The organism is Paraburkholderia sprentiae WSM5005, assembly GCF_001865575.2.
Lineage (GTDB): Bacteria > Pseudomonadota > Gammaproteobacteria > Burkholderiales > Burkholderiaceae > Paraburkholderia > Paraburkholderia sprentiae.
This window is the reverse complement of sequence record NZ_CP017562.2, coordinates 258,727-284,634: the sequence shown is the minus strand read 5'-3', so window position 1 is coordinate 284,634 and position 25,908 is coordinate 258,727. Positions and strand designations below refer to the sequence as shown.

The window sequence follows — 25,908 nt, the reverse complement described above, 5'->3', positions numbered from 1 at the left end:
GCAACAAGACGGTCAGTCCATCGTTTTCATGTCTTTGCGACAAGACTCGAGCGCAGTATGCAAACCGCCGCATCAGTGCCGACCTGTCGCGCCGCGGCTTTGTCACCGGTCTCGCGGCTTCGATGCTGAGTCTGGTTCTCCCCGGACTCAGCCAGGCGCAAAGCATGCAACCGCCAGCACCGCCCGCCAAGCCGGTGCTGTTCACGAACTTCCGCTTATTCGACGGCAAATCGTCGACGTTGCGCGATGGCCTCCATATGATTGTCGAAGGCGATAGCATCAGCCAGTTGCGTCAGGGGCAGCCCGCTTCGAGCGACGGCAACACACTCGTCGATTGCGGTGGCAAGGTGATCATGCCAGGCATGATCGACATGCACTGGCATGCGCTGCTCGCGGCGGTACCGATTCAAGTCCTCCTTCAATCCGACATTGCTTTCGTCCATCTTGCGGCGAGCGCTGAAGCAGAACGCACACTATTGCGCGGCTTCACGACGATACGCGACGCGGGCGGCCCTTCGTTCGCGTTGAAGCAGGCGATCGATAGCGGCATGATTTCCGGGCCACGCATCTATCCGTCGGGCGCGATGATCACCACGACCGGCGGCCACGGCGATTTTCGTTCGCTATGGGAGCTGCCACGCACCGGCAGTCAGGTCAGTCAAATCGAACGGGATGGCGGCGCCGCGATCGCCGACACCGAAGACGAAGTTCGTTTGCGCGTGCGCGAGCAGTTCATTCAGGGCGCGACGCAGATCAAGCTGGTCGGATCCGGTGGCGTATCGACGCCGCGCAGTCCGCTCGACATGCTCACGTTCACCGAAAGGCAGCTACGCGCGGCGGTCGAAACAGCGGCCGACTGGGGCACCTATGTCCTGTCGCATGCGTACACGCCCGAAGCGATTCAACGCTCCGTTGCGGCCGGGGTGCAGTGTGTCGAGCACGGTCATCTGATGGATGACAGGACTGCCGCGTTGATGGCGAAGAACGGCACGTGGCTGAGTACGCAGCCGTTCGTCAGTGAAGACGACGTGGGCCCGCTCGCCCCACAGAGCCGCGAAAAGTTTCTTGCAGTGACTGCGGGCACCGACAACACTTTCAAGCTTGCGCACAAGCATGGCATCAAGGTCGCGTTTGGCACGGACCTGATCTTTTCGCAAGCCGTCGCAGCGCGGCAGGGAACGATGCTCACGCATATGCGGCGCTGGTACAGCGCAGGCGAAGCGTTGCGTATGGCAACGGGCACCAATGGCCAACTGCTCACGTTGTCAGGCCACCGCAATCCGTATCCGCGCAAGCTCGGCGTACTGGAGGAAGGTGCCTACGCCGACTTGCTGCTCGTCGACGGCGATCCGCTCGACAATCTCGACCTGATGGCGAACCCGGAGCAGAACCTGCGCATCGTGATGAAGGACGGGAAGTTCTACAAGAACACGCTGAAAGCGTGATGAGCAATGCGTGCGGGCGCGCAACTTCGCGCGCCCGCATTCGCTACATCGTCAGCACTATTTAGCTGTGGCCCTGCAGACGGATGTCGCGCGACGATGCGCCGACGTACACCGAGCTGCCCGGCACGTAGAGCCAACGGTTATTCGTCGTATCCCACACACTCTGCATGCGCTGCGTTACGACCATGTGCACGCGGCGCGATTCGTGGGGATTCAGACCGACCTTGTCCCAACCGACGAGACGCCGCGGCGGTTCACCCTGATACGGCACCCCGAGATACACCTGCGGCACTTCCGCTCCCGCGACGCGCCCATCGTTACGCACGTTGAACGACACGTCGAGCAGGCCGCCGGGCAAATGCTGGACCGACAGACCCGAGTACGCGAAGTGCGTGTACGACAGGCCGTAGCCGAACTCGAACATCGGCGTGATGTTCTGCGAGTCGTACCAGCGATAGCCCATATCGAGCTTCTCGGCGTACACCGGGTTCGCCGCAAACGCGCCATTGGTGCCCCACGTCGGCGTATCCTGGTCGCGCATCGGGAACGTGACGGGCAGCTTGCCGGAAGGATTGACCTTGCCGAACAGCACGTTCGCGATCGCGTTGCCGCCGCCTTCGCCCGGATACCATGCTTCGACGATCGCCGACACACTATCCTTCCACGGCATCAGCACAGGATTGCCGCTTTCGACGACGACGATCGTGTGCGGATTCGCAGCCGCAACCGCTTCGACGAGCGCGTCCTGGTTGGTCGGATTCGCGAGGCCGAGGCTCGGCAGATCGCCGATGTCCTCACCGGCCGGTTGCGCGACCACCACGATCGCGACGTCGGAGTTGGCCGCCAGCGTCGCCGCCTGGGTGATCTGCGGTTGCGTGTAGGCGGCAAACGGCGACTGCTGATCGCTGTTGCCGGCGAAGGTCACCGTGGCCTGCGGCGCGAGCGCCTGAATCGCCGACACGATCGGCGTCTTCAGTTTCAGCCACGGGTTGGTCCACCAGCTGCAGCCCGTCGACGTGCCGAACGTCAAACCTCCGCAACCGGCGAACGCGCCCGTCACCGGATCGCGCGTATTTCCCGAACCGCCGCCCGTCAGCACCGCCGCGTCGGCGTGAGCGCCGATCACCGCGATGCGCGACAGCGAACCGGCGGCGAGCGGCAACTGATTGCTGGCGTTCTTCAGCAGTACCATCGATTGCTCTTCCACTGACTGCGCGAACGCCCTCGCTGCGGAGAAGTCGATGGTCGCGCCACCCTTTGGCGGATCGTCCATCACGCCGGTGCGGATCATCACGTACAGCTTGCGCTCGACCATGTCGTCGAGGCGCGCGGTCGACACCGAGCCGTTCGCGATGGCCTGCTTGACCAGCGTGGGCGTCAGGTAGACGGTCGAACCGACGTCTTCTTCCTCATCGAGACCGGCGTTGATAGCCGGTACGGTGCTATGCGTCGCGCCCCAGTCCGACTGCACCTGACCTTCGAAGTGCCAGTCGTTCTTCAGCACGTCGTTGAGAATATGCGAGTTCTCGCAGGCATACGTGCCGTTGACCTGGTTGTAGCTGCACATCACGCTGCCTGGCTGCGCGCGACGCGCGGCGATTTCGAACGGCAGCAGATAGAGCTCGCGCATCGTGCGCTCGTCGATCTGGCTGTTGCCGCCGCCGCGGTTATGTTCCTGCTCGTTGCCCATGTAGTGCTTGATCGTCGCGATGACCTTCTGGCTTTGTGTGCCGTCGGTGCGCTCGGCGAGCATTTCGCCGGCCAGCACCGGATCTTCGCCGAGATACTCGAAGAGCCGGCCACCGCGCGGCTCACGCGCGAGGTTCGTGCCGCCGCCGAGCCCCATACCGAAGCCTTGCTGACGCAACTGGATCGCGATCTGCTTGCCGAAGTTCCACGACAGTGCCCGGTCCCAGCTAGCCGCCACCGCGAGCGTTGCCGGGAAAGTCGTCGACGCTTGTGTGGTGCTGCCCGAACCCGTGGCGGAGTCGACCATGTTCAGGTCGGGAATGCCGAGACGCGGCACGCCCTGAATGTAGCCCGCGCCGCCGCCCGGCACGGCCGACATCGCGTACTCCGAATGAATGAACTGCAGCTTTTCGTCGATCGTCATCTTGTTGACGAGGGTTTGCGCGCGCCGATGCGCCGCCGCGGACGCGAATGGGTTCAGCACCGTCGACATGGGCGCGAAGTCGAGACCAGGATTGGGAATTTCCGCGTGCGCAACGGCGCTCACGACCGCCGCTATCGCGACGGCCGGCCATAGTTTCTTCTGCATAGTGTCTCTCCGAAATTGTGCTTTTCTGGGGCCAACGGAGCGCGTCGGGTGGGTGGAAAGCGGACGCGAAAGCAGGCGTGCAGCGATGACTGCAAACGTTTGCCTGCTGGGAAGGAGAACCGGCGCAACTGGATGGGCTGTAGCGAGTCTCCGTGGTGATTAATGTAAGAATGTAGTCTGACTACAGCATCGGTATTTCTACTAATGCGAGTAATTTTATGCGCAATAGGGCGTAAAGCTTTTCTTGTATAAGGCAATCGAAAGTTTGGCAATCAATTCGCATCGTTGATCGGCAATTTGTTTCCGAATTTTTATTCACATTCGTAAATGCGGAAGAATGTACGTGCAATGAGAACTCTTCGTTCACTGGGCAGGTACGGGGGTTGTCGGGCAGCGCATTTCGTACGGGCTTAGCGTGCGCGGGACCGCGTGGCTGGCGTACTGAGCGTGGTCGCCTTTGCTTCATGCCGAGTCCATCTCAATAATCGGATTCTCCCGATACTCGTTGCTAGCCGCGGTCCATAGACTAAAGGCTCCTCTTATCGGGTTGTGTAGCGCGAACGAGTAGCCCTCTATCGGGTTTCTGCTGTTCCAGCAATGTCATTCATGCCTGCAGCCCTTTATTCCGACTGCGAGGTTTGCAATGATGCGCGTTTCCTATCTACGTCATGCCTGCTGCTGCGCCCGCGCTATTTCCGTCACCGTGGGCCATTCGATGAATTGCCGATTTACATCTTCAGCGCGTGCCGTGTTGCTATGCGGCATCGCTGCGCTGCTGGGCACATCGAGCGCAATCCGATCTTCCCTGACCTCGGAAGTGATCGTGCCGGCTGTTGACGAGCCTGTTAGCAAAGCCGGGCATAGTGAGCTGTCTGACGCTGCGCCGCTTCGCATGCCGGAGGCCGATAGCGGGTCATACGCGGGGCGCATCGATGGCACATTGCACGACACGCTCGTACGGGCCAACGTGCCGATGGATATACAGGAACAAATCGCGCATATTTTTGCGCATCAGCTCGATCTCGCCGCCCCCGCGCAGAAGGGCGACACCTACCAGGTCCTCTACGGACGCGACGATACAACGACAGCGCGCAAGCGTCTCACGGCCGTCGAACTGAGGTCACGCGGTCAAGTCTACCAGGCCGTATGGTTTATCGCGCCGGGGCACACCGATGGGGACTACTACTCATTCGACGGACGGCGGCTCACCGACAAGCCCTTTACGATGCCGCTCGGTCACGCTCGGGTCAGTTCGCGATTCGGCTACCGACACCATCCGGTCAAGGGCAAGCATCTGATGCACACAGGTGTGGACTTTGCCGCACCCATGGGGACTTCTGTCGCCGCCGCCGCCTCGGGAACCGTGCGGTTCGTTGGCTTCAGAAGCGGTTACGGCAAGATCGTCGAGCTCAGTCATCCGCGAGGCTATACGACGCATTACGCGCATCTGTCGGCCTTCGCCCGCGACTTGCGCGTCGGCGCGCCGGTGACTGGAGGACAGCCCCTCGGCGCGGTAGGCAGTACCGGCACAGCCACGGGGGCTCATCTGCATTTCGAGGTGCGCAAGCACGATCGACCGGTCGATCCGCTCACGTTGACGAGCCGAACCCGCGCTGCGCCGCTCACGGCAAGTCAACGGATCGCGTTCGATAGCATGACAGGCGCCCTGCTCGAAAGACTCGCGGCGTTGCCCGCCGATACTCCGCCGGTCAGAATGGCGTCGAATGCTGAAGGCACAGCGAATCGCGCTGGAAACAGGAAAGGCTCGTTGGTTTGACGCACGACACCGCGCGTGCCCTGGATTGACAACAATAAAATCATTGTCTATTTTACTGGAAACACCGTCTCTTAAACTGGAACATATGGACATCAACGCCCTGATCGCACGCCGGGTCAAAGCGCTGCGCGATGCGCAGAACTGGTCGTTGGATGCACTGGCTGAACGCAGCAAGGTCAGCCGCTCGAATATCTCGCTGATCGAGCGCGGGCAGAGCAGCCCCACCGCGACCGTGCTCGACAAGCTCGCGACCGCGTTGAACGTGCCGCTCGCATCGCTATTCGAGCAGGATGACGCACCAGTTACCGAGCCGTCGCCGGTCAGTCGCTCGTCCGAGCAGGTGGTATGGACCGATCCGAGCTCCGGTTACGTACGGCGTCATCTATCGCCGACCGCGCGCTCGGCGATCCAGTTGGTGGAGGTCACCTTCCCCGCGGGTCAGCGCGTCAGTTACGAAACCGGCGCGCGCGACGTCGACATTCATCAACAGGTGTGGATGCTCGACGGCTCGATGGAAATCACGGTCGGCGACGTGAGCTGGCGCCTCAAGACAGGCGACTGTCTCGCGATGCGGCTCGATAGCCCGATCGTGTTCCGCAACCACACTCGCAAACGCGCGCGCTATCTCGTTGCGCTGAACACAGCGCCAGTCAATGAACGGAGAAACGGATGATCGATAGCGCGACCGTACGGCGCGTCGGCGCAAACGAAGCCGCGGCCTGCGTCGAAGCGCTCGCCGATGTGCTCATCGACTGCGTGGAAGGTGGCGCGTCGGTCAGCTTCATGCTGCCCATCTCGCGCGACACGGCGCTCCGATTCTGGCGCGACGTCGCGGAGGGCGTCGCGCGCGGTGAGCGCGCCTTGCTGATCGCTGAAGATCGAGATGGCAGCATCATCGGCACCGTGCAGTTGATCACCGCGCAACCCGAAAATCAGCCGCATCGCGCCGATGTCGCGAAGATGCTCGTGCACAGAAAGGCGCGCCGGCACGGCGTCGGGCATGCTTTGATGACCGAGCTCGATCGCATCGCACGGGAAGAGAAGAAATCGGTTCTCGTGCTCGACACCGTCACCGGTGGCGATGCCGAACGGCTCTATCAGCGCGCCGGCTGGCAACGCGTCGGCAGCGTGCCGAATTACGCGCTGATGCCCGACGGCGAGTTCTGTGCCACGACGTTCTATTGCAAACAGCTTTGACTTCGAAGGCAGTCGGCTCCGCGCAAGTATTTGAAATTTTCAACTACTTGCCTATAATGCCGCACTGCGTATGACGGTCGACAGCGGAGCAAATTCTTGTACTCGGACTTCCTGACTTTCAGGCTCGACCTGACCAGCGCGTTGCTGATCAACCGCGCGAACATCGTCTACCGCGAGCGCTGGGATCTCGACGTGCGTGCGCTGCGCGTGCTGCGCCTCGTATGCTCGCAGCCCGACATCACGCCGAAGGCCGTTTCGCAGCGCGCGCTGATCGAAAAGACGTTGCTTTCCAAGGTCCTCGCCGAGCTTGAAACGCGCGGCCTGATCACGCGCAACATGCATGCGTCGGACCGCCGTAGCATCGCGTTGCGCGCCACCGCGCACGGGCTCGACGTCGCGCAGGCGTCCGAAGCGGTCGGCACCGACCTCGAAGTCGAGCTCGCGAAGGCGCTCAGCAAGAACGAACGCAAAACGCTCGAGCGTCTGCTCGGCAAGCTTTCGCACAGCCTGCTCGAAAGCGAGTCCGCAAGCACGCCGCCTGCGGGATCCTGACAGACGATCCGTATTTCGCCGCTTTCTCTCTGGCCTTCACGCTGACAAGCATCCCGCCATGCCGAAGCCGATCGAAACGATGTCGAGCGCATTCGAAAAGCAGTTCAGCGAGCGCGCCCATGAACTGCCGGGCGACCATTCGCCGAAGTTCGCACCGGTGCTCGACCCGAAGCTGCGCATGGACCTTGAAGCCCTGCCGTGCACCGGCGGTGCCTCGCTCGACCAACACGAAACTACTCAGTGAATTCGCACGCCGTCTATACCATCTTCGATCTGATCGGTACCTTCGTGTTCGCGATCAGTGGCGCTGTGGCCGCGCGCCAACGACGACTCGACCTGTTCGGCATCGTCGTGATCGCCTTCATGGTCGCGTGCGGCGGCGGCATCGTGCGCGACCTATGCATCGGCGCGATCCCGCCCGCGGGGCTCTCCAACTGGCGATATCTGGCCGCCGCGCTAGCCGCGTCGGCGGTGACCATTCTCGCGTATCCGCAGGTGCGCCGGCTGCGTCAGCCGGTGTTGTTCTTCGATGCGATCGGGCTGGGTCTGTTCGCTGTGTCGGGCGCGCAGAAAACGCTCGCGTACGGCCACAATGCCGAGCTCGCGATGCTGCTCGGCATCGTCAGCGCGGTGGGCGGCGGTGTCATGCGCGACGTCGTGCTGTCGCGCGTGCCCGCGATTCTCGAGCGCGAGATCTATGCATCGGCCGCGCTGCTCGGCGCGGCGGTGCAGGTCGGCTTTTCGTATGCGGGCTGGACCGACTGGTGGACGCCGTGGTTCGCGACCCTCGCGTGCGTGCTGGTGCGGCTCGCGTCGCTGCGCTACGGCTGGCGGCTGCCGGTCTTCCAGGGCAGACGCACGGCCGAGAAGCGCGACAACCCATGACACCGTGAGCCGAGCGCGCGCTTTACTCGCCCGCTCCTTCCGGCTCGCGCGGCATGAGCCGCGCCTTCGCGTGGCGCATCTTCTCCAGCGTCTCGGGCCCGGCCTTCAGCGCGACACCGATCGCGAGCGCGTCCATGATGCATAGATGCACGAGCCGCGACACGCCCGGCGTGTTCGGATCGATCGGGCTCGCCACGCGCAGCAGCAGCGGAATATCGACGAGCCATGCGAGCCGCGAGCCGACGTTGGTCAGCGCGATCGTCGTGGCGCCGCGCTCCTTCGCAATCTGGATGCTCTCGTTGACCTCGACGCTGCGGCCCGAATGCGAGATCGCAAACGCGACGTCGCCGGGCTCCATCAGGCCGGCGTAAAGACGCTGCAAATGCCCATCGGTAAACGCGGCCGCGGCGATGTCGATACGCAAAAACCGCAGCGCCGCATCCTGCGCGACGAGCCCCGAGCCCGAACCCACGCCGAAGAAAAACACGCGCCGGGCGCTGGAAAGTGCCGCGATCGCGCTTTCGACCACGGCAGGGTCGAGCGCCCCGCGCGCATGCGTGATGCCGTCGATCGCCGCTTCGCCGACCTTGTTCATCAAGGTCTGCACGTCGTCGTCGCGCGCGACCGCGGTCGACGCATAGGGCAGCCCGCCCGCCACGCTCTGCGCGAGGTGCATCTTGAAGTCGCGCAAGCCATGCGCACCGATCGCGCGGCAAAAACGCGTGACGGAAGGCTCGGACACTTCGGCGCGCTGCGCGAGTTCCGTGATGCTTGCGCGCATCGCGAAGTCGACGTCAGCGAGCACCATGTCGGCGACCTTGCGCTCGGCGGGCCGCAGATTCGCGAGTGCGCTGCGGATATGGGGAATCAAATTCGGTGCGGACACCCGGTGTTCCTTAGGGTCTGTTTACATATGGATCCGCGTCGCTCGCAGCTGCTTCGGCTTCAGGCGGCCCGATCAACATTCAGGCCGCACGCGGTTCAGACCAGCCTGCGCCCACTCTCCGTATCGAATAGATGAATGTGTTCGGCAGGCAGACGCAGCGCGACACGCTGACCGGGATCGATCTTCGAGCGTTCGCGCGTGGTCACGCACCATGTCGTGCCGCCGATTTTTCCGTACAAATGCGTCTCGGCGCCAGTCGGCTCGATCACTTCGACGTCGAGCGCGGCATCCGGTATCTGCGTCGTGATCTCGATGTGCTCGGGCCGCACACCGAGCGTGACGTTCGCGCCGGCCACAGCCGACGCGGGCGTGCGCTCGAGCGCGACCTCTCTGCCGTCCGTGAGCTTCAACGCGAGGCCCGTACCCTGCGTGCGATTGACGATCACGCCCTCGGCGAAATTCATCGACGGCGAGCCGAGGAAACTCGCGACGAACAGATTCGCCGGCCGGTCGTAGAGTTCGAGCGGACGGCCGATCTGCTCGATACGTCCCGCGTTCATCACGACGATGCGATCGGCCATCGTCATCGCTTCGATCTGATCGTGCGTGACGTAGATCACCGTGTTCTTCAAGCGCTGATGCAGCGCCTTGATCTCGGTGCGCATCTGCACGCGCAGCTTCGCGTCGAGATTCGACAGCGGTTCGTCGAACAGGAACAGCGACGGCTCGCGCACCACCGCGCGGCCCATCGCGACCCGTTGCCGTTGACCGCCCGACAGTGCCCGCGGCAAGCGGTCCAGATAGTCACTGAGGTTGAGCATCTTCGCGGCCGCATCGATGCGCGGCTTGAATTTTTCCGAGGATTCGCGGCGAATTCTCGGACCGAACGCGATGTTTTCGTACACCGACAGATGCGGATACAGCGCATAGCTCTGGAACACCATCGAGATATTGCGCTGCTGCGGCGCGAGCGTATTCGCGCGCGTGCCGCCGATCATCAGATCGCCGCCACTGATTTCCTCGAGCCCGGCCACCATCCGCATCAGCGTGCTCTTGCCGCAGCCGGACGGACCGACCAGCACGACGAACTCGCCGTCGTCGATGTCGAGATCGATGCCGTGCACGACCTGGGTGTCGCCATAGCGTTTGAAGATGCCGCTCAGTTGCACTGCTGCCATGCTGTCCTCATTGTCTTGCTGCGTATCGTATTGCGGGTAGCGGATTGCGCACGCCGGGCGCGGCTCAGAACGACTCGAGCGTCAGCTCCTCCGCCATCAGGCGGTTGCCCGCCATCAAGCCGCCATCGACCGGCAACGCGACGCCGGTGATCACGCGCGCTTGCGGCGACGCGAGAAACAGCACCGCGTCGGCAATGTCGTCGGGCGTCGCGAAGTCGCGCAACGGATACCACTTCTTCAGTTCCTCGAATACCTGCGGGTTCTTGTCGACGCGCGCCTGCCATGCCTGCGTCTTCACCGTGCCCGGACACACGATGTTCGCGCGAATGCCGTAGCGGCCCAGTTCGATCGCGAGCGCCTTCGTATAGCTGATCAAGCCGGCCTTCGCGGCGCTATATGCGGGATGGCCGAGCGCGGCGAGACCGTTCACCGAGCCGATCAGCACGAGCGAGCCGCGCTGCCGTTCGATCATCGACGCGCGCACCGCCTCGACCGTGTGATACGTGCCGTTCAGGTTCAGATGGATGTCGCGGTGCCAGCTCGCGGCGTCGGTGGTCGCGAGCGACGCGCCGAGCGCCGCGCCCGCGTTCGCGACCAGCACGTCGACCGGGCCGCGCTGCGCGACCGCGGCGGCCACCGCCTGCTGCACCGCGGCGGCGTCGCCGAGATCGACCGCGACCGGCGCGACCTTGTCCGCGCCGAGTCGCGCGCTCAGTGCTTGCAGCGCGGCCGCGTCGATGTCGAGCGCGAGCACGGTGTCGCCCGCCTCGACGAAGCGCTCGCACAACACACTGCCGATACCGCCGCATGCGCCCGTTACCAATACGACACGATCCATGTGATCCTCGCTCGTTCTCCCGGCTGTTTCAGCCGTCTTGCCGTCGCCTTCCGCCAGCCCGCATGCGCCGCGCGCGGTGCTGTAAATTTCCTACATCCGCAACGACCGAGGGCTATGGGGTGATCCCGAAGAGTGGGCTTTCACGCCACCGCGAAATACACGATAGCCCATGCTTTACAGCATCTTATGCACAAAACGGCCCGAGAAAAAATATCGCAGACCCTACGTGACAAGCTATTTTGCGTCATGTAGGATTTTTTCAAACAACGTACCCAGGCGGCCGGCGACGGCAGCAAACCACCCAGGAGAGAGAAAAATGTCGTTGCATGCCCGTGCTTCCCTCGCGCTAGGCAAAGTCGCCGTGGCGCTCGCGTTTGCAGGTATCGCCGTCTCGGCTCACGCCGACACGGTCCGCGTGACGGTCGCTCACTACAGCGACGCGACCGCGCCGTACTTCGAGAAAATGGCCCGCAACTTCGAGAAGGCCAATCCCGGCACGACCATCAAGATTGAAGACGTGAACTGGGACACGCTGCAACAGAAGCTGCAAACGGACATCTCCGGCGGCGCCAACGCCGACCTCGCAATCGTCGGCACGCGCTGGCTGCTCGACTTCGTGAAGGACGACGTCGCCGAGCCGCTCGACGGCTACATGGACGCGAACTTCAAGGCCCGCTTCATCGGTCCGTTCCTGGCGCCTGGCCAGATCAACGGCAAGACCTACGGGCTGCCGATCGCCGCTTCCGCCCGCGCGCTGTACTACAACAAGGATCTGCTCGCGAAGGTCGGCTACCCCGACGGCCCGAAGACCTGGAACGAGGTGATCGACGCATCGAAGAAGTTGAAGGCGCAAGGCATCGCCGGCTTCGGTCTGCAAGGCAAGGAAATCGAAACCGACGTCTACTTTTACTACGCGCTGTGGACGATGGGCGGCGACGTGGTCGGCAAGGACGGCAAGGCCGCGTTCAATTCGCCCGCGGGCGTGAAGGCCGCGACGATGTACAAGCAGATGATCGACCAGGGCCTCACGCAACCGGGCGTCACCGGCTATAGCCGCGAGGACGTGCAGAACCTGTTCAAGCAGGGCCGCGTCGCGATGGTGATCTCCGCGCCGTTTCTCGCCAAGCAGATCAAGAAGGAAGCGCCGAATCTGAAGTACGGCATCGATCCGGTGCCGATGGGTACGACGCACGCCACCTACGCGGTCACCGACTCGATCGTGATGTTCAAGAACTCGAAGGTGAAGAAGTCCGCATGGAAGTTCCTCGACTATCTGTTCACGAAGGAACCGCGCGTCGAGTTCACGACGACCGAAGGCTTCCTGCCGACCACGAAGGCCGAAGCGACGGACCCGGCGTTCAACGACCCGGACCTCAAGGCATTCATCGCGTTGCTGCCCACCGCTCACTTCGCGCCGACCGTGACCGGCTGGGAAGACACCGCGAAGGCCGTGACCGACGCGATGCAGGCGATTTACCTGAACAAGGCGCAACCGGCTGACGCGTTGAATGCGGCGGCTGCGCAGGCGAACAAGTCGCTCGGTCACTGATACGCGGCTTTTGGCAATAGCGAGGCGAACAGGCAACGCGCGGCGCCGTTACGACGGCGTCGCGCGCTGCGCCGCGCCACCCGCGCAATCGAGCCGACGCGGCACGATGCACTCTCCGGCCCATTCCGTCGCGCCTGCCGTTTCAAGGCGGGCGTGTCTTACGATCGAGCACGCATGAGCCGTTCCGTTTCTCCGCGCGCGCACGCGCCCTGGTTGCTGATTGCGCCGAGCCTCGTGCTCGCGCTGTTCATCATCAGCTATCCGATTTTCAACATCGTGTGGCAATCGCTGCATGAGGTCTCGCGCTTCGGTGCGATACGCGACTTCACCGGCGCGCAGAATTTCATCAACGTGTTCGAGGACCCGGTATTTCTCGCTTCCGTACGCCGCACGATCATCTGGACCGTGTGCGTGGTGGGCGGCACGGTGCTGATCTCGGTCCCGGTCGCGCTGATTCTGAATCAGGACTTTCACGGCCGCGGCGCGGCGCGCACGATCGTGATGCTGCCGTGGTCCGTCTCGCTGACGATGACGGCCGTCGTATGGCGCTGGGCCTTCAACGACGACTACGGCATGGTCAACGTTACGCTGCAGCGGCTCGGGCTGATCGGTGGCCCGATTCATTGGCTCGCGACACCCGAGTTCGCGTTCCCCGTCGAAATCGCGGTCGGCATTCTCGTGTCGATTCCGTTCACGGTAACGATTTTTCTCGGCGGCCTGTCGTCGGTGCCTGGCGATATCTACGAAGCCGCGCGTATCGACGGCGCGAGCGCCTGGCAGCAATTCCGTCAATTGACGATGCCGCTGCTGCGCCCATTCATCAACATGGCGATCCTGCTGAACGTGATCTACGTGTTCAACTCGTTTCCGATCATCTGGGTCATGACGCAAGGCGGCCCGGACAACAGCACGCACATCCTCGTCACCTATCTGTACGAACTCGGCTTCCGGCTCGGACGCCCCGGCGAAGCAGCCGCCGTGTCGCTGATCATGCTGGTGATGCTGTTCGTGTTCTCGATCGCTTATCTGCGTCTGCAACCCGCGAAAGAAGGAGTGACGTCATGAGTCTGAGCGCGAAGACGAAACGCTCGCTGTGGTGCTGGCTCGCGCTGTCGCCGCTCGTGGTCGTCGTGCTGTTTCCGTTCGCGGTGATGTTCTTCACCGCGGTCAAGCCCGCGTCGGAGATCTTCGTCTATCCGGCGCGCTGGCTGCCAGTGAACTGGCAGTGGCGCAATTTCGTCGACATGTGGGACGCGGCCAACTTCGGTGTCGCGCTGCGCAACAGCGCGATCATCAGCTTCCTGTCCACCGCGCTCGCACTCGCGGTCAGCTTGCCCGCCGCTTACGCGCTCGCGCGCTTCCCGTTTCGCGGGCGCGGCCTCTACCGGCAGTTCCTGCTCGTCACGCAGATGCTTTCGCCGATCCTGCTGGTGGTCGGCCTGTTCCGGCTCGCGGCGATGATTCCGTGGGGCGACGGCAACCTGGTCGATTCGAGGATCGGCGTGATCGTGTCGTACGCCGCGTTCAATATCGCGTTCGCGGTGTGGATGCTGTCGTCGTACTTTCAGACCGTGCCGCAGGATCTCGAGGAATCCGCGTGGCTCGAAGGCTGCAGCCGCACGCGCGCGGTGTTCAAGGTGTTTCTGCCGCTCGCGGTGCCGGCGATCGTCGTGACCGCGATCTTCACGTTCATCAATGCGTGGAACGAGTTCGCGGTCGTCTATACGCTGATCCGCTCGCCGGAGAATAAGACGCTGACCGTGCAGGTGACCGATATGGTGGCGGGCAAGTACGTGGTCGAATGGCATCTGGTGATGGCCGCGACGTTGGGCGCGACGTTGCCGGTTTCGATCGTGTTTGCGTGGTTGCAGCGCTATATGGTGAAGGGCCTCGCGCTCGGCGCGGTGAAGTAAGCTGCTGCGCGGCGCGTGCCGCGCAGTGTTTCGTTGCGGCTCGCGTCAGTCGGTGCCGCGCACGATGCGCAGATCGCGCTCGACGCCATCGCCCAATGCGGCCAGCGCCTTCTTGTATTCCTCGCTTTCGTAAGCGGCCACGGCTTGCTCGTAGGTCGGGAACTCGATCACGACCGTGCGCTCCTTGAGGCCCTGCTCGCGCGCCTCGTCCGCCACTCCCCGCACCAGAAACTTGCCGCCCGCCGCCGCTACCGCGGCCGGAGCCAGTTGGGCGTATGCGGCTAGTTTCTGCGGGTCGTTCGTCTTGCGGTACGACGACACCCAATAACCTTTGCTCATTCGAATCTCCTTGTGTAATGGACCTGGCTGTTGCGGTCTTACATAGTAGCAAAGAGGCGCAGGCTGTTCGCGTGGTTCGCTATTGAACGTTTTGTGCACTAGGATTGCTTGTGCACATTCCAGGTGACGGACCATTCAAGGAGACGGCGAATGAGCGAGCGATACGAGTCGTTGTGTGCATGCTGCGGCGGTGCCGATCACCGGGCGATGAGCCGGCGAACTTTCATGAGCCTGCTTGCGGGCAGCGCCGCCGGACTCGCGATGCCGTCCGCGTTCGCGGCCGATGCCCCCACCGTGCCGACGATAGCTTATGACTCGATTCCCAATCCGGTACGTTTGCCGAACGACATGTACTTCGGGGAATGCTCCGGCGTCGCGCTCAATTCGCATGGCCACCTCTTCGTGCTGTCGCGCGGCAACACGAGCGGGCCCGCGTATGGCGCGGCCGCCGCGCAACTGCTCGAGTTCGCACCCGACGGACGCTTCGTGCGCGAGATCGGCCACAAGCTGTATGCGTGGTCGTTCGCGCACACGGTGAAGGTTGACCGGCACGACAACATCTGGGTCACCGACAAGGGTTCCGACATGGTGATCAAGTTCACGCCGGAAGGACGCGTCGCGATGGTGTTCGGCCGCAAGCAGGAGGCGTCGGACGAAGGCACCGCGCCACTCAAGCATCCGAATCCGCCGCTGCCGTCCGAGCCCGGACGCTTCCGTCAGGTGACCGACGTCGCGTGGGACAAGGCGGGCAATACCTATATCAGCGACGGCTACATCAATTCGCGCATCGCGAAAGTCGATCGCGACGGCAACTGGCTGAAGTCATGGGGTGATCGCGGCACGGGTCCGGGGCAATTTCATACGCCGCATAGCATCGCGGTCGATGCGAACGACCACGTGTACGTGGCGGATCGCAGCAACAGGCGCATCCAGGTGTTCGATACCGAGGGCACCTTCCTGCGCCAGTTCACGATCGATGTGCCGGTGCCGCCCGACGCGCGCCCCGCGATCGGCAACCTGCCGAGCGAAGCGGACATCGCCGCCGGCACGTTCGCGCCGGGCTCGCCGTGGGCGATCTGCATTTCCCCGGGACCGCATCAGGTGCTCTATAGCGCCGATGCGTTTCCGGGCCGCATCTACAAGATGACGCTCGACGGCAAAGTGCTCGGTGTACTCGGCAAAACGGGCAAACAGCCGAAGCAGTTCGGCTGGATTCACCAGATGGCGTGTCCTGCGCAGAACGTGTTAGTCGTTGCGGAGTTGCTGAACTGGCGCATTCAGAAACTGGTTCTGCGTGCGTGATAGACGGTAGGGCCGCCGCGGTGCGCGACGGGCGGCCCTGATCCTTCGCGGACTGGTCCCGTCGATGTCAAGCCGTCTCAGTCGTAACGACGATGCTTGTGATGGTGCTTGCCCGATTGGTACCCGCGGGAGTAGTCATTCGCGTACGAGTTCGAGCGCGAGACGTTGCCGCCGAGAGCCGAACCCGCGCCGCCGCCGAGCGCCGCGCCGACGAGCCCGCCGGTGCGGCCGCCCATCGCGTTGCCGGCCGCGGTGCCCGCCCCGCCCCCCAGCGCGCCGCCGATGATTGCGCCGGTACGCTCGCGGCGATTCGACGTGACCGCGCCGCCCGCCCCGCCGCCCACCGCGCCGCCGATCACCGCACCGGTGCTGCCGCCCACCGCGCCGCCGACCGCCGCGCCGGCGACGCCACCGAGGGCGCCGCCGAGCATGTTGTTCATATCACCGGCGAATGCCGGCAACGACGCCGCGGCGCTCAATGCAGCCACGGCAACCATCTGAATGATTTTCTTCGACATATCGGGTCTTTGTTTTAGTGAGACGGCGCCGAGTATAACGGGGCTTTGGAAAGGGCTTTGTAACCGCGACGATCAGTGTCGGTAAGACGTGTAACAAAAATGAATGGGACGGGTTCGTTGCGGTGGGCGTCAAAGCACAAGGGCCGCTCATGACGAGCGGCCCATGGAAAATGAATGCCGATTACCGATGCGAATCTTTGGTTCTACCCGCGCCGCTTCTTCCGCAACCCGATCGTCTCGAACAGTTCATAGTCCGGTGTCGGCGTCTGATCCGCGCCCGGCGCATGGTAGTAGTTCATCGTGATCGTGGTATCGCCGCCAGGCTGCCCCGGATCGTAATCGAACACCGCGATGCCGTAGCCGGTGCCGGTGTCGCGTTGCGCGGACCAGATCGCGTCTTCGACCGCATCGGCGCTCGCGCGCACGAACGTGCCCGCGGTCGTCGACGGCATCGGGCGATTCGGCTTCGTGAAGATGCGCGCCTGCGGCAGGCCCGTGCCGGTATCGACGCCATACACGTCGAGCGGCGCGCTGGTGCCGCCGCCGCCGAGAATCAGGTGGATCGTGCCGTGGCTCGTATCGAACGTCGATGCACCCGCCGATACCGCCGACATGATCGGCTTGGGCTGCAACGTATCGACCGGGCGCCCCGTCGCGATGTCGGTGCCCTTGTTGTGATTGCAACCGCGCACCGGATAGCTGCGCTCGTAGTCGTGATCGTGACCGCACAGCACGAGGTCCACGCCATAGCGATCGAACAGCGGCAGCCACGCTTCGCGAATGCCCTTGTCGGAACCGTTGCCGGTCTTCGACGAACTGAGCGCATCCTGATGCATCTGCACGATGATCCAGTCCACGTCGTCATCGTGCGACGCATGCTGCAGCACTCTTTCGAGCCAGCGCGTCTGTTCGCCATTACTGTAGCCGCGCACGTAGAGCGATGTGCCCGCCGGAATCGGCGGATTGCCGGTACTCGCGACCGGCGTCAGCGGCGCGGGACCGGCGACGAAAGCGGCGGCATCCTGATAGACGACGTCGTCCGCATCGAGCGAAATGAACAGTACCGAGGCGATGCGGAAGCTGTACCAGCGGCCCGGAAATCGCGTGCGATTATCGGGCAGCATGTAGCGCGACAGATACGACGCAAGGCCCTGCTCGCCGTTGTTGAATTCGAGCTCGTGATTGCCCGGACAAGGCATCCATGGCCGGTTCGCCGCCGACGTCTGCGCGTTGTTGCCGAAGTCGCGCCACACCTCGGGCTGCTGCGTCGGGTTCAGATTCGCGTAGCAGAGGTCACCGTTCAGCAGATGGAACAGCGGCTCGAAGCGCTCGACGGCCGCCACCGCGAAGCGGCTTTGCGGCGACGACAGCACCCAGTTCGTATTCGGCGTCGCGAGATCGCCGTAGCTCGTCCAGCGAAACGGCGCGCGCCCGCGCGGCGCAGTACGAAAACTCGCAGTGAACGGTTGCGCTGCGTTGCCGTCGTTATCGGCCGTGACTTCATACTGGTAACTCGTGTCGGCCTTCAGGTCACGCACGCGCGCGTGATAATTGAACACGACCTCGCCGTTGATGCCATCGGTGTAAGTGTTTTGCACCGCGTGAACCGTATGTTTCGCGTGATCCCTGTTCGCGCCGCTCACGCGAACCTGCGGATTGACCGCGGGCGCGAGCGACGACCACGACACGGTGACTTCGCTCGTCGGGTCGCTGCCCCAGGTGAGATGAATCTGCTCGGGGGTGCCGTCGGGTGTGCCGCTATTCGCGCCGCGCGCGGTCGACGCGAGCGCGCCCGCCGCCGTCGCGAGACTCGATACGCCGGCGAACTTCAGAAAGCCGCGACGCGAGACGATCGATGCACCGTGCTCATCGGCAGGCGGTGTCTTGACGATTTTTCTGTTCGACATGTCCGGTAGGGTTGTCCAGGTGGAAGAATGCCAGCGCAAAACAACGCCCCGCGAGGCGCGCGCGGACGCAAGGTGACGGACGATCGTAGCCGGACGGCGATGACAGCCCGATGAAAACATCGGGTGAACAGCGGAAGGGGGATTGATATCGGAACCGGTATAAAAACAAATTGCCGGTGCAGCGCGTGATTCGATCACGCGCGTGCAACCGGCAATCGGCTTGACGTCCGCTCAGGTTTGCGAGCTGGTATCGTCCGCGGCTTGAGCGTTGGCGGCGTCGTCCTGCTTCTCTTCTTCTTTCTTTTCCACCAGCGATTCAAGCTTGCCGGCGCCTTCGAAACCCGCGATAGCAGCCAAGCCTTTCGTCAGCAGACCCGCTTCCGGATCGACTTTCTCGGCGGCTTCAACGGCGGCAACCGCACCGGCAATCTTGCCCACTTCGTCAAGAAGTCCCATGTCGCACCCCTACAAAAATAAGTGAAACTGCATCGTCTCACGAACTGCGTCGCGTGTCGTCGAATGTTAAGCCGTTTGACGATGAAGCTTTCGGAGTGAAATGTAAGCGGCTGCCTCACACACGCGCGGGCGCCGCTTCGCACTGCTCGATTTCGTCACTGCACATCGGCTTGCCCAGAAGATAGCCCTGCGCATGCGTGCAACCGCAGACGCGCACGAAATTGAGCTGCTCTTGGGTTTCGATGCCCTCGGCCGTGGTCGGCATGCCGATCTCGCGCGCAAGCGCGACGATGCCCCGCACCACGGCCGCCGATTCGCGCCCATGCACCGACTCGCGGACGAACGAGCTGTCGATCTTCAGTTTGTCGAACGAGAAGCGCACAAGCGTCGACATCGTCGAAAAGCCCGTGCCGAAGTCGTCGAGCGCGAGCCCGATGCCTAATGCGCGCAACCTGGTGATATTGCGGCGAGTCACTTCGTCGTCGTCCAATAGCGCCGTTTCCGTGACTTCGAGATTGAGCCGCGTGGGCGGAAGCTTCGTTTTTCGAAGTATTGCCGTCACCGTCGATGCGAACGCTTCCTCACGCAATTGAACGGGCGATACGTTGACCGCGACGATCACCTTGTCGCGCCACGTCGCCGCTGACATGCACGATTGCAGCAACACCCATTCGCCCAACGCGAGGATCAGGCCGGTGCGCTCAGCGGTGGGAATGAACGAGGACGGCGGCAGCTCGCCGCGCGTCGGATGGGTCCAGCGAATCAGCGCCTCGCGGCCCGCCACCGCGCCGGTGTTCAGATCGATGATCGGCTGATACGCCATGCGCAAACCATTGAACGACTTCAGCGCGCCTTCCAGGTCGCTGCGCAACAGGCTCAGGCTTTCGTCGGAAGCGTGCTTCTCGGCATCGAAAATCGCGAACGCGCTTTTGCCGCTGCGCTTGACGCCATACAACGCGCGGTCGGCGCAGATCAGCAATTGCGGGCCCGTTTTCGCATGTTCGGGGTAGAGCGCAATGCCGACACTCGCGCCGATATGGACGAGCGCTTCGCTCAACACGAACGGCCGCGCCAGTGTTCTGACGATGCGATCGGCCAGCACGCGCACGTCGCGAAGCTGCCCGGCGTCGTCCGAAATCGCGACGAACTCGTCGCCGGCCAGGCGGCCAACCTGATCGCCGCTCGGCAGCAGATCGCTCAAACGCGTCGCCGCTTCCTGCAGAATCTGGTCGCCGGCGGCGTGGCCGAGACTGTCGTTGATCGCCTTGAAGCCATCGAGGTCGATCAGCAGCACCGCGAACGCCTCGCGCTCCCGCGTCGAACTCTCGCCGGTGCGTTCGAGCAGTAGTTCGCTGATACGCGCGCGATTCGGCATACCGGTCAGACTGTCCTGGCGCGCGAGGCGATGACTGTTTTCGCGCGCGAGCAGCAACGCGACGGTGTCGCGATTACTACGCAGCGCGACCGTGAAAAAGCCGGCCGCGCAAAACGGCGCCTGAAATAGCAGCACGAGCTTGCCGTTGCCCGGCGACATCGCCGCGCCGACACTCAGAAAGCTGAGAATAAACACGATCTGCAATAACGCGAGCCGCGGCGTGCTCGCATTGCGGCCGGCCAATCCGCCGATTACGCCGACCGCGCAAACGTTTCCAAGCAGAAAAAGCGTGGGACTTCCACTGATATTGCACAGCATTGTGCCGAAACCGAATAGCGCGCTCCACAAGAGACTCGCGAGAACAAACGCGGAAGTCGGCGTGGGCAGCCCTTGCGCGGCGCGCTTTCGGCATAGCCAGATGAGCACGAGCCGCGCGATCAGCAACGCGACGACGGCAATGCCCCACGCGGCATACAGCGGAATCGGATAAAGATAATACGCGGTCGCGCAAACGCTGATTTCGCAAATCGACGCGAAAACGATGGAGGCGGTTCGCGTGAACAGATTGGCAAGCAGGACCTGCCGGTTGTCCGGACTCAGGTTCTGGGCTGAGGACACAACCCACTTGAAAAATGGAGACCTTGGTTCGGTAAAAGCCATGACCTGCGCATTCGACGGTGAGTGGGTCCGAATCGGCATGCGAATGGACGGCTCTTGCAGCAATTACATAAACATAAAGTATCAGATTAATGCATGCAATGGCGTGAAATGACCCGTAGCCGTTGCGGAACGGCAATAAAAAAGAGGAAGAGCGCGGCTCTTCCTCCTTGATGATTTCCGGCAGCCTCGGCTTGCCGAGTCGCGATCGCCGGCCTTGCTTAGTCGTACAGCACGGCTGCGATCTTCGGATCGTTGATATTGGTCTTGTCGTACCAATAGAAACCGGTGTCGATCTTCTTCGGCAGCTTCTCGCCATGCAGCGCCTTGACCGCCGAGTCGACCACGCACTTGCCGATACCGACCGGGTTCTGCGTGATCGCGCCAGCCATCAGGCCGGACATGATGTTGTCCTTCTGCTCCTTGCCAGAGTCGAAGCCGATCAGCACCAGTTTCTTGCCCGATTCCTTGACGCCGATCGCCGCGCCGTCCGCGGAACCTTCGTTCGCGCCGAAGATGCCCTTCAGGTTCGGATTCGCCTGAATCATCGCCTTGGCGATTTCTGCGGACTTCAGGTGATCGCCGGCGCCGTATTGCACGGACACGATCTTGATGTTCGGATGCTTCGACTTCATCTGATTGACGAAACCGTCGCGGCGATCGACGCCGGTACGGCTCGTCTGATCGTGCACGATCACGGCGACTTCGCCGGAGTTGCCGATCAGCTCGGCCATCTTGTCGGCGGCGAGCGCGGCGGCCGCGAGGTTGTCCGTCGCGCAGGTCGTCAACGGAATATCGCTGTCGACGCCCGAGTCGAATGCGATCACCGGAATCTTGTCGTTCTGGGCGCGCTTGAGCAAGGGGATCGCCGCCTTGCTGTCGAGCGCCGCGATACCGAGCGCCTGCGGCTTCTTCGCGAGCGCGGCCGACAGCATGTCGATCTGCTTGTCGACCATCGCTTCCGTTTCCGGTCCCTCGAACGTGATTCTGACCTTGTTCGCTTTCGCGGACTGCTCGGCGCCCGATTTGACGGCTTGCCAGAACTGGTGCTGGAAGCCCTTCGAAATCAGCGGAATGTACGGCTCGTCCGCATACGCGAGACAACTTCCGCCGACGAGTGCACCGACACCGACCACGATACCGATTAGTCTTCTCTTCAACATGGGGCCTCCTCCAATGGTTGGGCTATCAAGCCGCTATCGAGCTTCAGGGGGGCGCTTCGCGCGTCCCTCTCGCTCATGGTTCTGGGTTTGCTGCTGATTTGCTGCTTCCTTGTTCCCGCGTCAACTGCTCCGGCGGCGCCGCAGGATATCCGCATACACCGCCAGAATGATGATCAGCCCCGTCACGACGATCTGCCACTCCTGCGCGACCGACATGATGCGCAGTCCGTTGGTCAGCACGCTCATGATGAAAGCGCCGATGATGGTGCCGAGTATCGTGCCCGAGCCGCCGCTCAACGAGGTGCCCCCGATCACGACTGCCGCGATCGCATCGAGCTCGTAGCCCTGGCCGAGCGCTGGTTGCGCCGAATTGAGCCGCGATGCGATCAGCAGACCCGCGATACCGCAGATCGCGCCACCCACGCCGTAAATCGCGATCTTCCAGCGATCGACATTGACGCCCGAAAGCCGCACCGCTTCCTCATTGCTGCCGAGCGCGAACGTATAGCGGCCGAGCGCGGTGCGATTGAGCGTGATAGAACTGACGATCGCGAGAAAGAACAGGATCAGTACCGCATTCGGAATAGGCACGCTCGGCAGGAAATAGCCGATCAGCGAGTCCTGAGAAATACGGTAGAAGTTCTCGGTATCGGTGAAATAGATCGGCTTATCCGACGACACGACGAGCGAGAGCCCTTTCAGCAGCATCATCATGCCGAGCGTCGCGATGAATGGCGGGATCTTCATTTTCGCGGTCAGCGTGCCCGATACGGTGCCACATACCGCGCCCGTGGCGAGTGCCGCGAGTACGCCCATCCACATCGGCAGATGCCAGTAAGTGAGAAACACCCCGCAAATCACGGCGGTGAACGTCATCAACGTACCGACCGACAGATCGATGCCGCCCGTAATGATCACGAAGGTCGCAGCGATCGCCAGCACGCCGTTCACCGCGGTCGCCTGCAAGATGCCGAGGATATTGTCCATCTGCATGAATGCCGGCGACGCGAAGCTGAAGAACACCAGCAGCAGGATGAGGCTCGCGAACGCGAGCATCTTTTGCACCGCAGTCGGCGCGAAAATGCGCGCTTTCAGGCCGGAAGTGCGCCTTTCATTGTCCAGCGTCGCGGTATCCGTTTGCAATGTCATGTCGTAGACCTCTTCAGGCTTGTGCCGTTTTCAGGGTTTCGCGCTGCGTCGCGAGATGCATGATGCGCTCCTGCGTCGCTTCGCTGGCGGATAGCTCGCCGGTAATGCGGCCTTCACACATCACGACGATGCGGTCGCTCATGCGCAGAACTTCCGGCAGCTCGGATGAGATCATCACGATCGCCTTGCCTTGCGCCGCCAGCGAACGCAGCAGCTTGTAGATTTCGCTTTTCGCGCCGACGTCGATACCGCGCGTCGGTTCGTCGAAGAACAGCACGTCGCAGTCGCGCTCCAGCCATTTCGCAATCACGATCTTCTGCTGATTGCCGCCGGACAGGAGCCGCACCTGCTGCGTCGCTGAAGGCGTGCGAATCGCAAGCAGCTTGATGAAGTGCTGCGCTCTTTTGCGAATCTGCCCGCGGCGCAGGAACATATTGAATGACAGGAACTTGCCGAGATCGGACATCACGATGTTCGATTCGACATCCATTCCTGTCGCGAGACCGAAGCGCTTGCGATCTTCGGACAGGTAGCCGATGCCGCGCTTGACCGCATCACTGGGCTTTTTGATCGACGCCTTCGCGCCCTTCACGAGAATCTCGCCCGATTCGACCGGATCCGCACCGAATATCGCGCGCGCGACCTCCGTGCGGCCCGCACCCATCAAGCCGGCGAAGCCAAGTATTTCGCCCTTGCGCAATTCGAAGCTGACGTCGCGCACGAGCGGACCCGCAACGAGATTTCTCACTTCGAGCGCGAGCTCGCCTTTGACCGGCGCGTTCTCGACCGGCGTGATATCGCTCAGCGTACGTCCGACCATCATGCCGATGATCGTCTCGACGCTCGTGCTCTCGGTCGGCACGGTGGCCACATACTCGCCGTCGCGCATCACGGTGACGCGATCGGTGATCTGCTTCAACTCGTCCATTTTGTGCGAGATGTAGACGACGCCGACGCCGCGCTCTTTCAATTGACGGATGATCCGGAACAGCTCGGCGATCTCGGCATCGTTGAGCGCAGACGTGGGCTCGTCCATGATCAGTACGCGCGAATCGAAAGACAGTGCTTTCGCAATCTCGACCATCTGCTGACTCGCCACGGTCAAGGTGCCGACCATCGTGCGCGGATCGAGTTTCACGTGCATGCGGGCGAGGATCTCGCGCGCATGCGCATTCAGCTTATCTTCGTCAAGGAACAGACCGAGACCCTTGCGCGGCTCGCGGCCGATAAAGATGTTCTGCGCGATGCTCAGATGATTCATCAGTTGCAGTTCCTGATGAATGATGCCGATGCCGACCGCCTGCGCGTCGCGCGGCCCTTCAAAATCGACGGGTTTGCCGTCGAAGAAGATTTCGCCGGAATCGCGCGTATAGACACCGGCGAGGATTTTCATCAGCGTCGACTTACCCGCGCCGTTCTCGCCCATCAGCGCATGGACCTCGCCGGCCATGACTTCGAAGCGGACGTCGTGAAGCGCTCTGACGCCCGGAAAGCTCTTGCAAAGCTTGTTGACGGAAATGAGTGGGTTCATGTGCTGATCTGTTCGACGGCTGCCTATATCACCAACGTTTTTTCGGTGGAGCCTTTTATGGCTTGGACAACGGCTTTCATTTCCAGCTTTCATTCAAGGCGCGAACAGGTCGGGCCGCTCTTTTGCGGACCGGTGCAACTCGGCGACGACCTGGTCGAGATGATCGTGCATTGCTTTCGCGGCCGCATCGCCGTCGCCGGCGCAAAGAGCCTTGAAGATGCTCTCGTGCTCTTCGAGCGTATGCACGACCCGTTCGGGACTCGCGAGCAGTTGCCTCGCGCGGTCCAGCGCATTGCGAGACACCGCGACGATTTCCTTGACGCGCGGCAGTTTCACCGCGTCCAGCAGGATTTCATGGAAGGCCAGATCGAGCGCATGAAACGCCAGACGTTCGCCACTTCCAGCCGCGCTGCGCTGCTCGTCGAGATTGCCGGCCAATGCGTCGAGCGTCGCCCGGTCGCGCAGCAGCGCCACGCCACGCACCGTCTCGACTTCCAGTGCACTGCGGATGAACAGATGCTGGCGGATGTCGTCGAGCGCAATCGGTTTGACGCGCGTGCCGCGCTGCGGCAATACCTCGACGAGCCCCGCATGCGCAAGCCTCGCCAACGCGGAGGACACCGGAAAGCGCGACACACCCATCCGTTCGCATACGGCCATCTTGTCGATCATCATGCCGGGCTCCAAGGCCAACGTAACAATCGCTTCTCGCAACGCCGCCTCAACCGCGTCGGTCAAACTACCGCGCTCGCCACCGCCGATTTTTTGCAGTGCGACATAAGGATTGCCGGCGGCATTCTCAAGTTCGGCTGAGGAGGTCACGAAGCCCTTGATTTCGAGAGAACATGCTAGCATGCTAGAAAGTGAATGCGATGTTGTCAACGCGTACAAATGCCTGGGAATACCAAGGGATGCCTGGTATCTGGGAACTGCGGGCTTACCCGTACGCGCAGCAGGAACGCGCACGCAGAGAAGGTGCGCAGGTAGCCGATCCGTCTGCGTTCGCAGACGAC

Annotated in this window: 24 protein-coding genes; 11 read left to right on the top strand and 13 right to left on the bottom strand. The window is 62.6% G+C overall.

The window, feature by feature from the left end:
• Window positions 1-122 precede the first annotated feature (122 nt).
• Window positions 123-1,445 (top strand): metal-dependent hydrolase family protein, encoded by a 1,323-nt coding sequence (locus tag BJG93_RS18015; RefSeq protein WP_027195669.1) that lies wholly within the window; start codon window positions 123-125, stop codon window positions 1,443-1,445.
• 61 nt (window positions 1,446-1,506) lie between these two features.
• On the opposite strand, the gene BJG93_RS18010 is transcribed toward BJG93_RS18015, so the two are convergent.
• Window positions 1,507-3,723, bottom strand: coding sequence for a beta-glucosidase family protein (locus tag BJG93_RS18010; RefSeq protein ID WP_027195668.1), 2,217 nt, complete (start codon window positions 3,721-3,723; stop codon window positions 1,507-1,509).
• A 643-nt stretch (window positions 3,724-4,366) separates the two neighbouring features.
• Here BJG93_RS18010 and BJG93_RS18005 point away from each other — a divergent pair.
• The 6 genes from BJG93_RS18005 (at window position 4,367) to BJG93_RS17980 (ending at window position 8,134) form a co-directional block, all read left to right on the top strand.
• On the top strand, window positions 4,367-5,500 hold the full coding sequence (locus BJG93_RS18005; protein ID WP_027195667.1) for a M23 family metallopeptidase: 1,134 nt from the start codon (window positions 4,367-4,369) through the stop codon (window positions 5,498-5,500).
• Between the two features lie 85 nt (window positions 5,501-5,585).
• Entirely contained in the window at window positions 5,586-6,173 is a 588-nt protein-coding gene (locus tag BJG93_RS18000; RefSeq protein WP_027195666.1) for a helix-turn-helix domain-containing protein, read from the top strand.
• Window positions 6,170-6,697 (top strand): GNAT family N-acetyltransferase, encoded by a 528-nt coding sequence (locus BJG93_RS17995; protein WP_027195665.1) that lies wholly within the window; start codon window positions 6,170-6,172, stop codon window positions 6,695-6,697. The genes BJG93_RS18000 and BJG93_RS17995 overlap by 4 nt, the downstream gene beginning before the upstream one ends.
• Window positions 6,698-6,793: 96 nt before the next feature.
• Entirely contained in the window at window positions 6,794-7,249 is a 456-nt protein-coding gene (locus BJG93_RS17990; RefSeq protein WP_027195664.1) for a MarR family winged helix-turn-helix transcriptional regulator, read from the top strand.
• A gap of 58 nt (window positions 7,250-7,307) precedes the next feature.
• Window positions 7,308-7,493, top strand: coding sequence for a hypothetical protein (locus BJG93_RS17985; protein ID WP_027195663.1), 186 nt, complete (start codon window positions 7,308-7,310; stop codon window positions 7,491-7,493).
• Window positions 7,490-8,134 (top strand): trimeric intracellular cation channel family protein, encoded by a 645-nt coding sequence (locus BJG93_RS17980; protein WP_027195662.1) that lies wholly within the window; start codon window positions 7,490-7,492, stop codon window positions 8,132-8,134. Before BJG93_RS17985 ends, BJG93_RS17980 begins: the two co-directional genes overlap by 4 nt.
• A 22-nt stretch (window positions 8,135-8,156) precedes the next feature.
• On the opposite strand, the gene BJG93_RS17975 is transcribed toward BJG93_RS17980, so the two are convergent.
• The 3 genes from BJG93_RS17975 to BJG93_RS17965 all read right to left on the bottom strand — a co-directional run bounded on the left by BJG93_RS17975 (window position 8,157) and on the right by BJG93_RS17965 (window position 11,036).
• Complete coding sequence (locus tag BJG93_RS17975) at window positions 8,157-9,020, bottom strand: MurR/RpiR family transcriptional regulator (protein ID WP_027195661.1); 864 nt, start codon at window positions 9,018-9,020, stop codon at window positions 8,157-8,159.
• Between the two features lie 95 nt (window positions 9,021-9,115).
• Complete coding sequence (locus BJG93_RS17970) at window positions 9,116-10,198, bottom strand: ABC transporter ATP-binding protein (protein ID WP_027195660.1); 1,083 nt, start codon at window positions 10,196-10,198, stop codon at window positions 9,116-9,118.
• Window positions 10,199-10,262: 64 nt separating this feature from the next.
• Window positions 10,263-11,036, bottom strand: coding sequence for an SDR family oxidoreductase (locus BJG93_RS17965; protein ID WP_027195659.1), 774 nt, complete (start codon window positions 11,034-11,036; stop codon window positions 10,263-10,265).
• 316 nt (window positions 11,037-11,352) lie between these two features.
• On the opposite strand from BJG93_RS17965, the gene BJG93_RS17960 reads away from it, so the two are divergent.
• From BJG93_RS17960 to BJG93_RS17950, 3 genes are all read left to right on the top strand, one after another.
• Window positions 11,353-12,585, top strand: a complete 1,233-nt coding sequence (locus BJG93_RS17960) for an ABC transporter substrate-binding protein (protein WP_027195658.1) — start codon at window positions 11,353-11,355, stop codon at window positions 12,583-12,585.
• Window positions 12,586-12,759: 174 nt separating this feature from the next.
• A complete protein-coding gene (locus BJG93_RS17955; RefSeq protein ID WP_027195657.1) occupies window positions 12,760-13,650 on the top strand; it encodes a carbohydrate ABC transporter permease in 891 nt (296 codons plus the stop codon).
• Entirely contained in the window at window positions 13,647-14,498 is an 852-nt protein-coding gene (locus tag BJG93_RS17950) for a carbohydrate ABC transporter permease (RefSeq protein ID WP_027195656.1), read from the top strand. The genes BJG93_RS17955 and BJG93_RS17950 overlap by 4 nt, the downstream gene beginning before the upstream one ends.
• Before the next feature lie 45 nt (window positions 14,499-14,543).
• Here the strand turns inward: BJG93_RS17950 and BJG93_RS17945 are convergent, their stop codons facing one another.
• Window positions 14,544-14,837 (bottom strand): DUF1330 domain-containing protein, encoded by a 294-nt coding sequence (locus BJG93_RS17945; RefSeq protein ID WP_027195655.1) that lies wholly within the window; start codon window positions 14,835-14,837, stop codon window positions 14,544-14,546.
• A gap of 150 nt (window positions 14,838-14,987) precedes the next feature.
• On the opposite strand from BJG93_RS17945, the gene BJG93_RS17940 reads away from it, so the two are divergent.
• Window positions 14,988-16,139 (top strand): peptidyl-alpha-hydroxyglycine alpha-amidating lyase family protein, encoded by a 1,152-nt coding sequence (locus BJG93_RS17940; protein ID WP_027195654.1) that lies wholly within the window; start codon window positions 14,988-14,990, stop codon window positions 16,137-16,139.
• A gap of 77 nt (window positions 16,140-16,216) precedes the next feature.
• Here the strand turns inward: BJG93_RS17940 and BJG93_RS17935 are convergent, their stop codons facing one another.
• The 8 genes from BJG93_RS17935 to BJG93_RS17900 form a co-directional block, all read right to left on the bottom strand.
• Complete coding sequence (locus BJG93_RS17935; RefSeq protein ID WP_027195653.1) at window positions 16,217-16,657, bottom strand: hypothetical protein; 441 nt, start codon at window positions 16,655-16,657, stop codon at window positions 16,217-16,219.
• Window positions 16,658-16,860: 203 nt separating this feature from the next.
• Window positions 16,861-18,564 carry a fibronectin type III domain-containing protein gene (locus BJG93_RS17930; protein ID WP_027195652.1) on the bottom strand — a complete coding sequence of 568 codons (1,704 nt, stop codon included), beginning with the start codon at window positions 18,562-18,564 and terminating at the stop codon, window positions 16,861-16,863.
• 231 nt (window positions 18,565-18,795) lie between these two features.
• The gene (locus BJG93_RS17925; RefSeq protein WP_027195651.1) at window positions 18,796-19,020 is read right to left on the bottom strand and encodes a hypothetical protein; all 225 of its coding nucleotides are present in this window, start codon (window positions 19,018-19,020) and stop codon (window positions 18,796-18,798) included.
• Window positions 19,021-19,135: 115 nt separating this feature from the next.
• A complete protein-coding gene (locus BJG93_RS17920; protein ID WP_027195650.1) occupies window positions 19,136-21,055 on the bottom strand; it encodes a putative bifunctional diguanylate cyclase/phosphodiesterase in 1,920 nt (639 codons plus the stop codon).
• A gap of 218 nt (window positions 21,056-21,273) precedes the next feature.
• Window positions 21,274-22,215, bottom strand: coding sequence for an ABC transporter substrate-binding protein (locus tag BJG93_RS17915; RefSeq protein ID WP_027195649.1), 942 nt, complete (start codon window positions 22,213-22,215; stop codon window positions 21,274-21,276).
• A 120-nt stretch (window positions 22,216-22,335) separates the two neighbouring features.
• Window positions 22,336-23,364 carry an ABC transporter permease gene (locus BJG93_RS17910; protein ID WP_027195648.1) on the bottom strand — a complete coding sequence of 343 codons (1,029 nt, stop codon included), beginning with the start codon at window positions 23,362-23,364 and terminating at the stop codon, window positions 22,336-22,338.
• Between the two features lie 13 nt (window positions 23,365-23,377).
• Window positions 23,378-24,895 (bottom strand): sugar ABC transporter ATP-binding protein, encoded by a 1,518-nt coding sequence (locus tag BJG93_RS17905; protein WP_027195647.1) that lies wholly within the window; start codon window positions 24,893-24,895, stop codon window positions 23,378-23,380.
• A gap of 93 nt (window positions 24,896-24,988) precedes the next feature.
• Entirely contained in the window at window positions 24,989-25,750 is a 762-nt protein-coding gene (locus BJG93_RS17900; RefSeq protein WP_027195646.1) for a GntR family transcriptional regulator, read from the bottom strand.
• Window positions 25,751-25,908 lie beyond the last annotated feature (158 nt).

Coding starts and splice junctions, on each gene's coding strand:
- BJG93_RS18015 (WP_027195669.1), top strand. CDS start 123: ATGCTGAGTCTGGTTCTCCCCGGACTCAGCCAGGCGCAAAGCATGCAA.
- BJG93_RS18010 (WP_027195668.1), bottom strand. CDS start 3,723: ATGCAGAAGAAACTATGGCCGGCCGTCGCGATAGCGGCGGTCGTGAGC.
- BJG93_RS18005 (WP_027195667.1), top strand. CDS start 4,367: ATGATGCGCGTTTCCTATCTACGTCATGCCTGCTGCTGCGCCCGCGCT.
- BJG93_RS18000 (WP_027195666.1), top strand. CDS start 5,586: ATGGACATCAACGCCCTGATCGCACGCCGGGTCAAAGCGCTGCGCGAT.
- BJG93_RS17995 (WP_027195665.1), top strand. CDS start 6,170: ATGATCGATAGCGCGACCGTACGGCGCGTCGGCGCAAACGAAGCCGCG.
- BJG93_RS17985 (WP_027195663.1), top strand. CDS start 7,308: ATGCCGAAGCCGATCGAAACGATGTCGAGCGCATTCGAAAAGCAGTTC.
- BJG93_RS17970 (WP_027195660.1), bottom strand. CDS start 10,198: ATGGCAGCAGTGCAACTGAGCGGCATCTTCAAACGCTATGGCGACACC.
- BJG93_RS17965 (WP_027195659.1), bottom strand. CDS start 11,036: ATGGATCGTGTCGTATTGGTAACGGGCGCATGCGGCGGTATCGGCAGT.
- BJG93_RS17960 (WP_027195658.1), top strand. CDS start 11,353: ATGTCGTTGCATGCCCGTGCTTCCCTCGCGCTAGGCAAAGTCGCCGTG.
- BJG93_RS17955 (WP_027195657.1), top strand. CDS start 12,760: ATGAGCCGTTCCGTTTCTCCGCGCGCGCACGCGCCCTGGTTGCTGATT.
- BJG93_RS17950 (WP_027195656.1), top strand. CDS start 13,647: ATGAGTCTGAGCGCGAAGACGAAACGCTCGCTGTGGTGCTGGCTCGCG.
- BJG93_RS17945 (WP_027195655.1), bottom strand. CDS start 14,837: ATGAGCAAAGGTTATTGGGTGTCGTCGTACCGCAAGACGAACGACCCG.
- BJG93_RS17940 (WP_027195654.1), top strand. CDS start 14,988: ATGAGCGAGCGATACGAGTCGTTGTGTGCATGCTGCGGCGGTGCCGAT.
- BJG93_RS17935 (WP_027195653.1), bottom strand. CDS start 16,657: ATGTCGAAGAAAATCATTCAGATGGTTGCCGTGGCTGCATTGAGCGCC.
- BJG93_RS17930 (WP_027195652.1), bottom strand. CDS start 18,564: ATGTCGAACAGAAAAATCGTCAAGACACCGCCTGCCGATGAGCACGGT.
- BJG93_RS17925 (WP_027195651.1), bottom strand. CDS start 19,020: ATGGGACTTCTTGACGAAGTGGGCAAGATTGCCGGTGCGGTTGCCGCC.
- BJG93_RS17920 (WP_027195650.1), bottom strand. CDS start 21,055: ATGGCTTTTACCGAACCAAGGTCTCCATTTTTCAAGTGGGTTGTGTCC.
- BJG93_RS17915 (WP_027195649.1), bottom strand. CDS start 22,215: ATGTTGAAGAGAAGACTAATCGGTATCGTGGTCGGTGTCGGTGCACTC.
- BJG93_RS17910 (WP_027195648.1), bottom strand. CDS start 23,364: ATGACATTGCAAACGGATACCGCGACGCTGGACAATGAAAGGCGCACT.
- BJG93_RS17905 (WP_027195647.1), bottom strand. CDS start 24,895: ATGAACCCACTCATTTCCGTCAACAAGCTTTGCAAGAGCTTTCCGGGC.
- BJG93_RS17900 (WP_027195646.1), bottom strand. CDS start 25,750: ATGCTAGCATGTTCTCTCGAAATCAAGGGCTTCGTGACCTCCTCAGCC.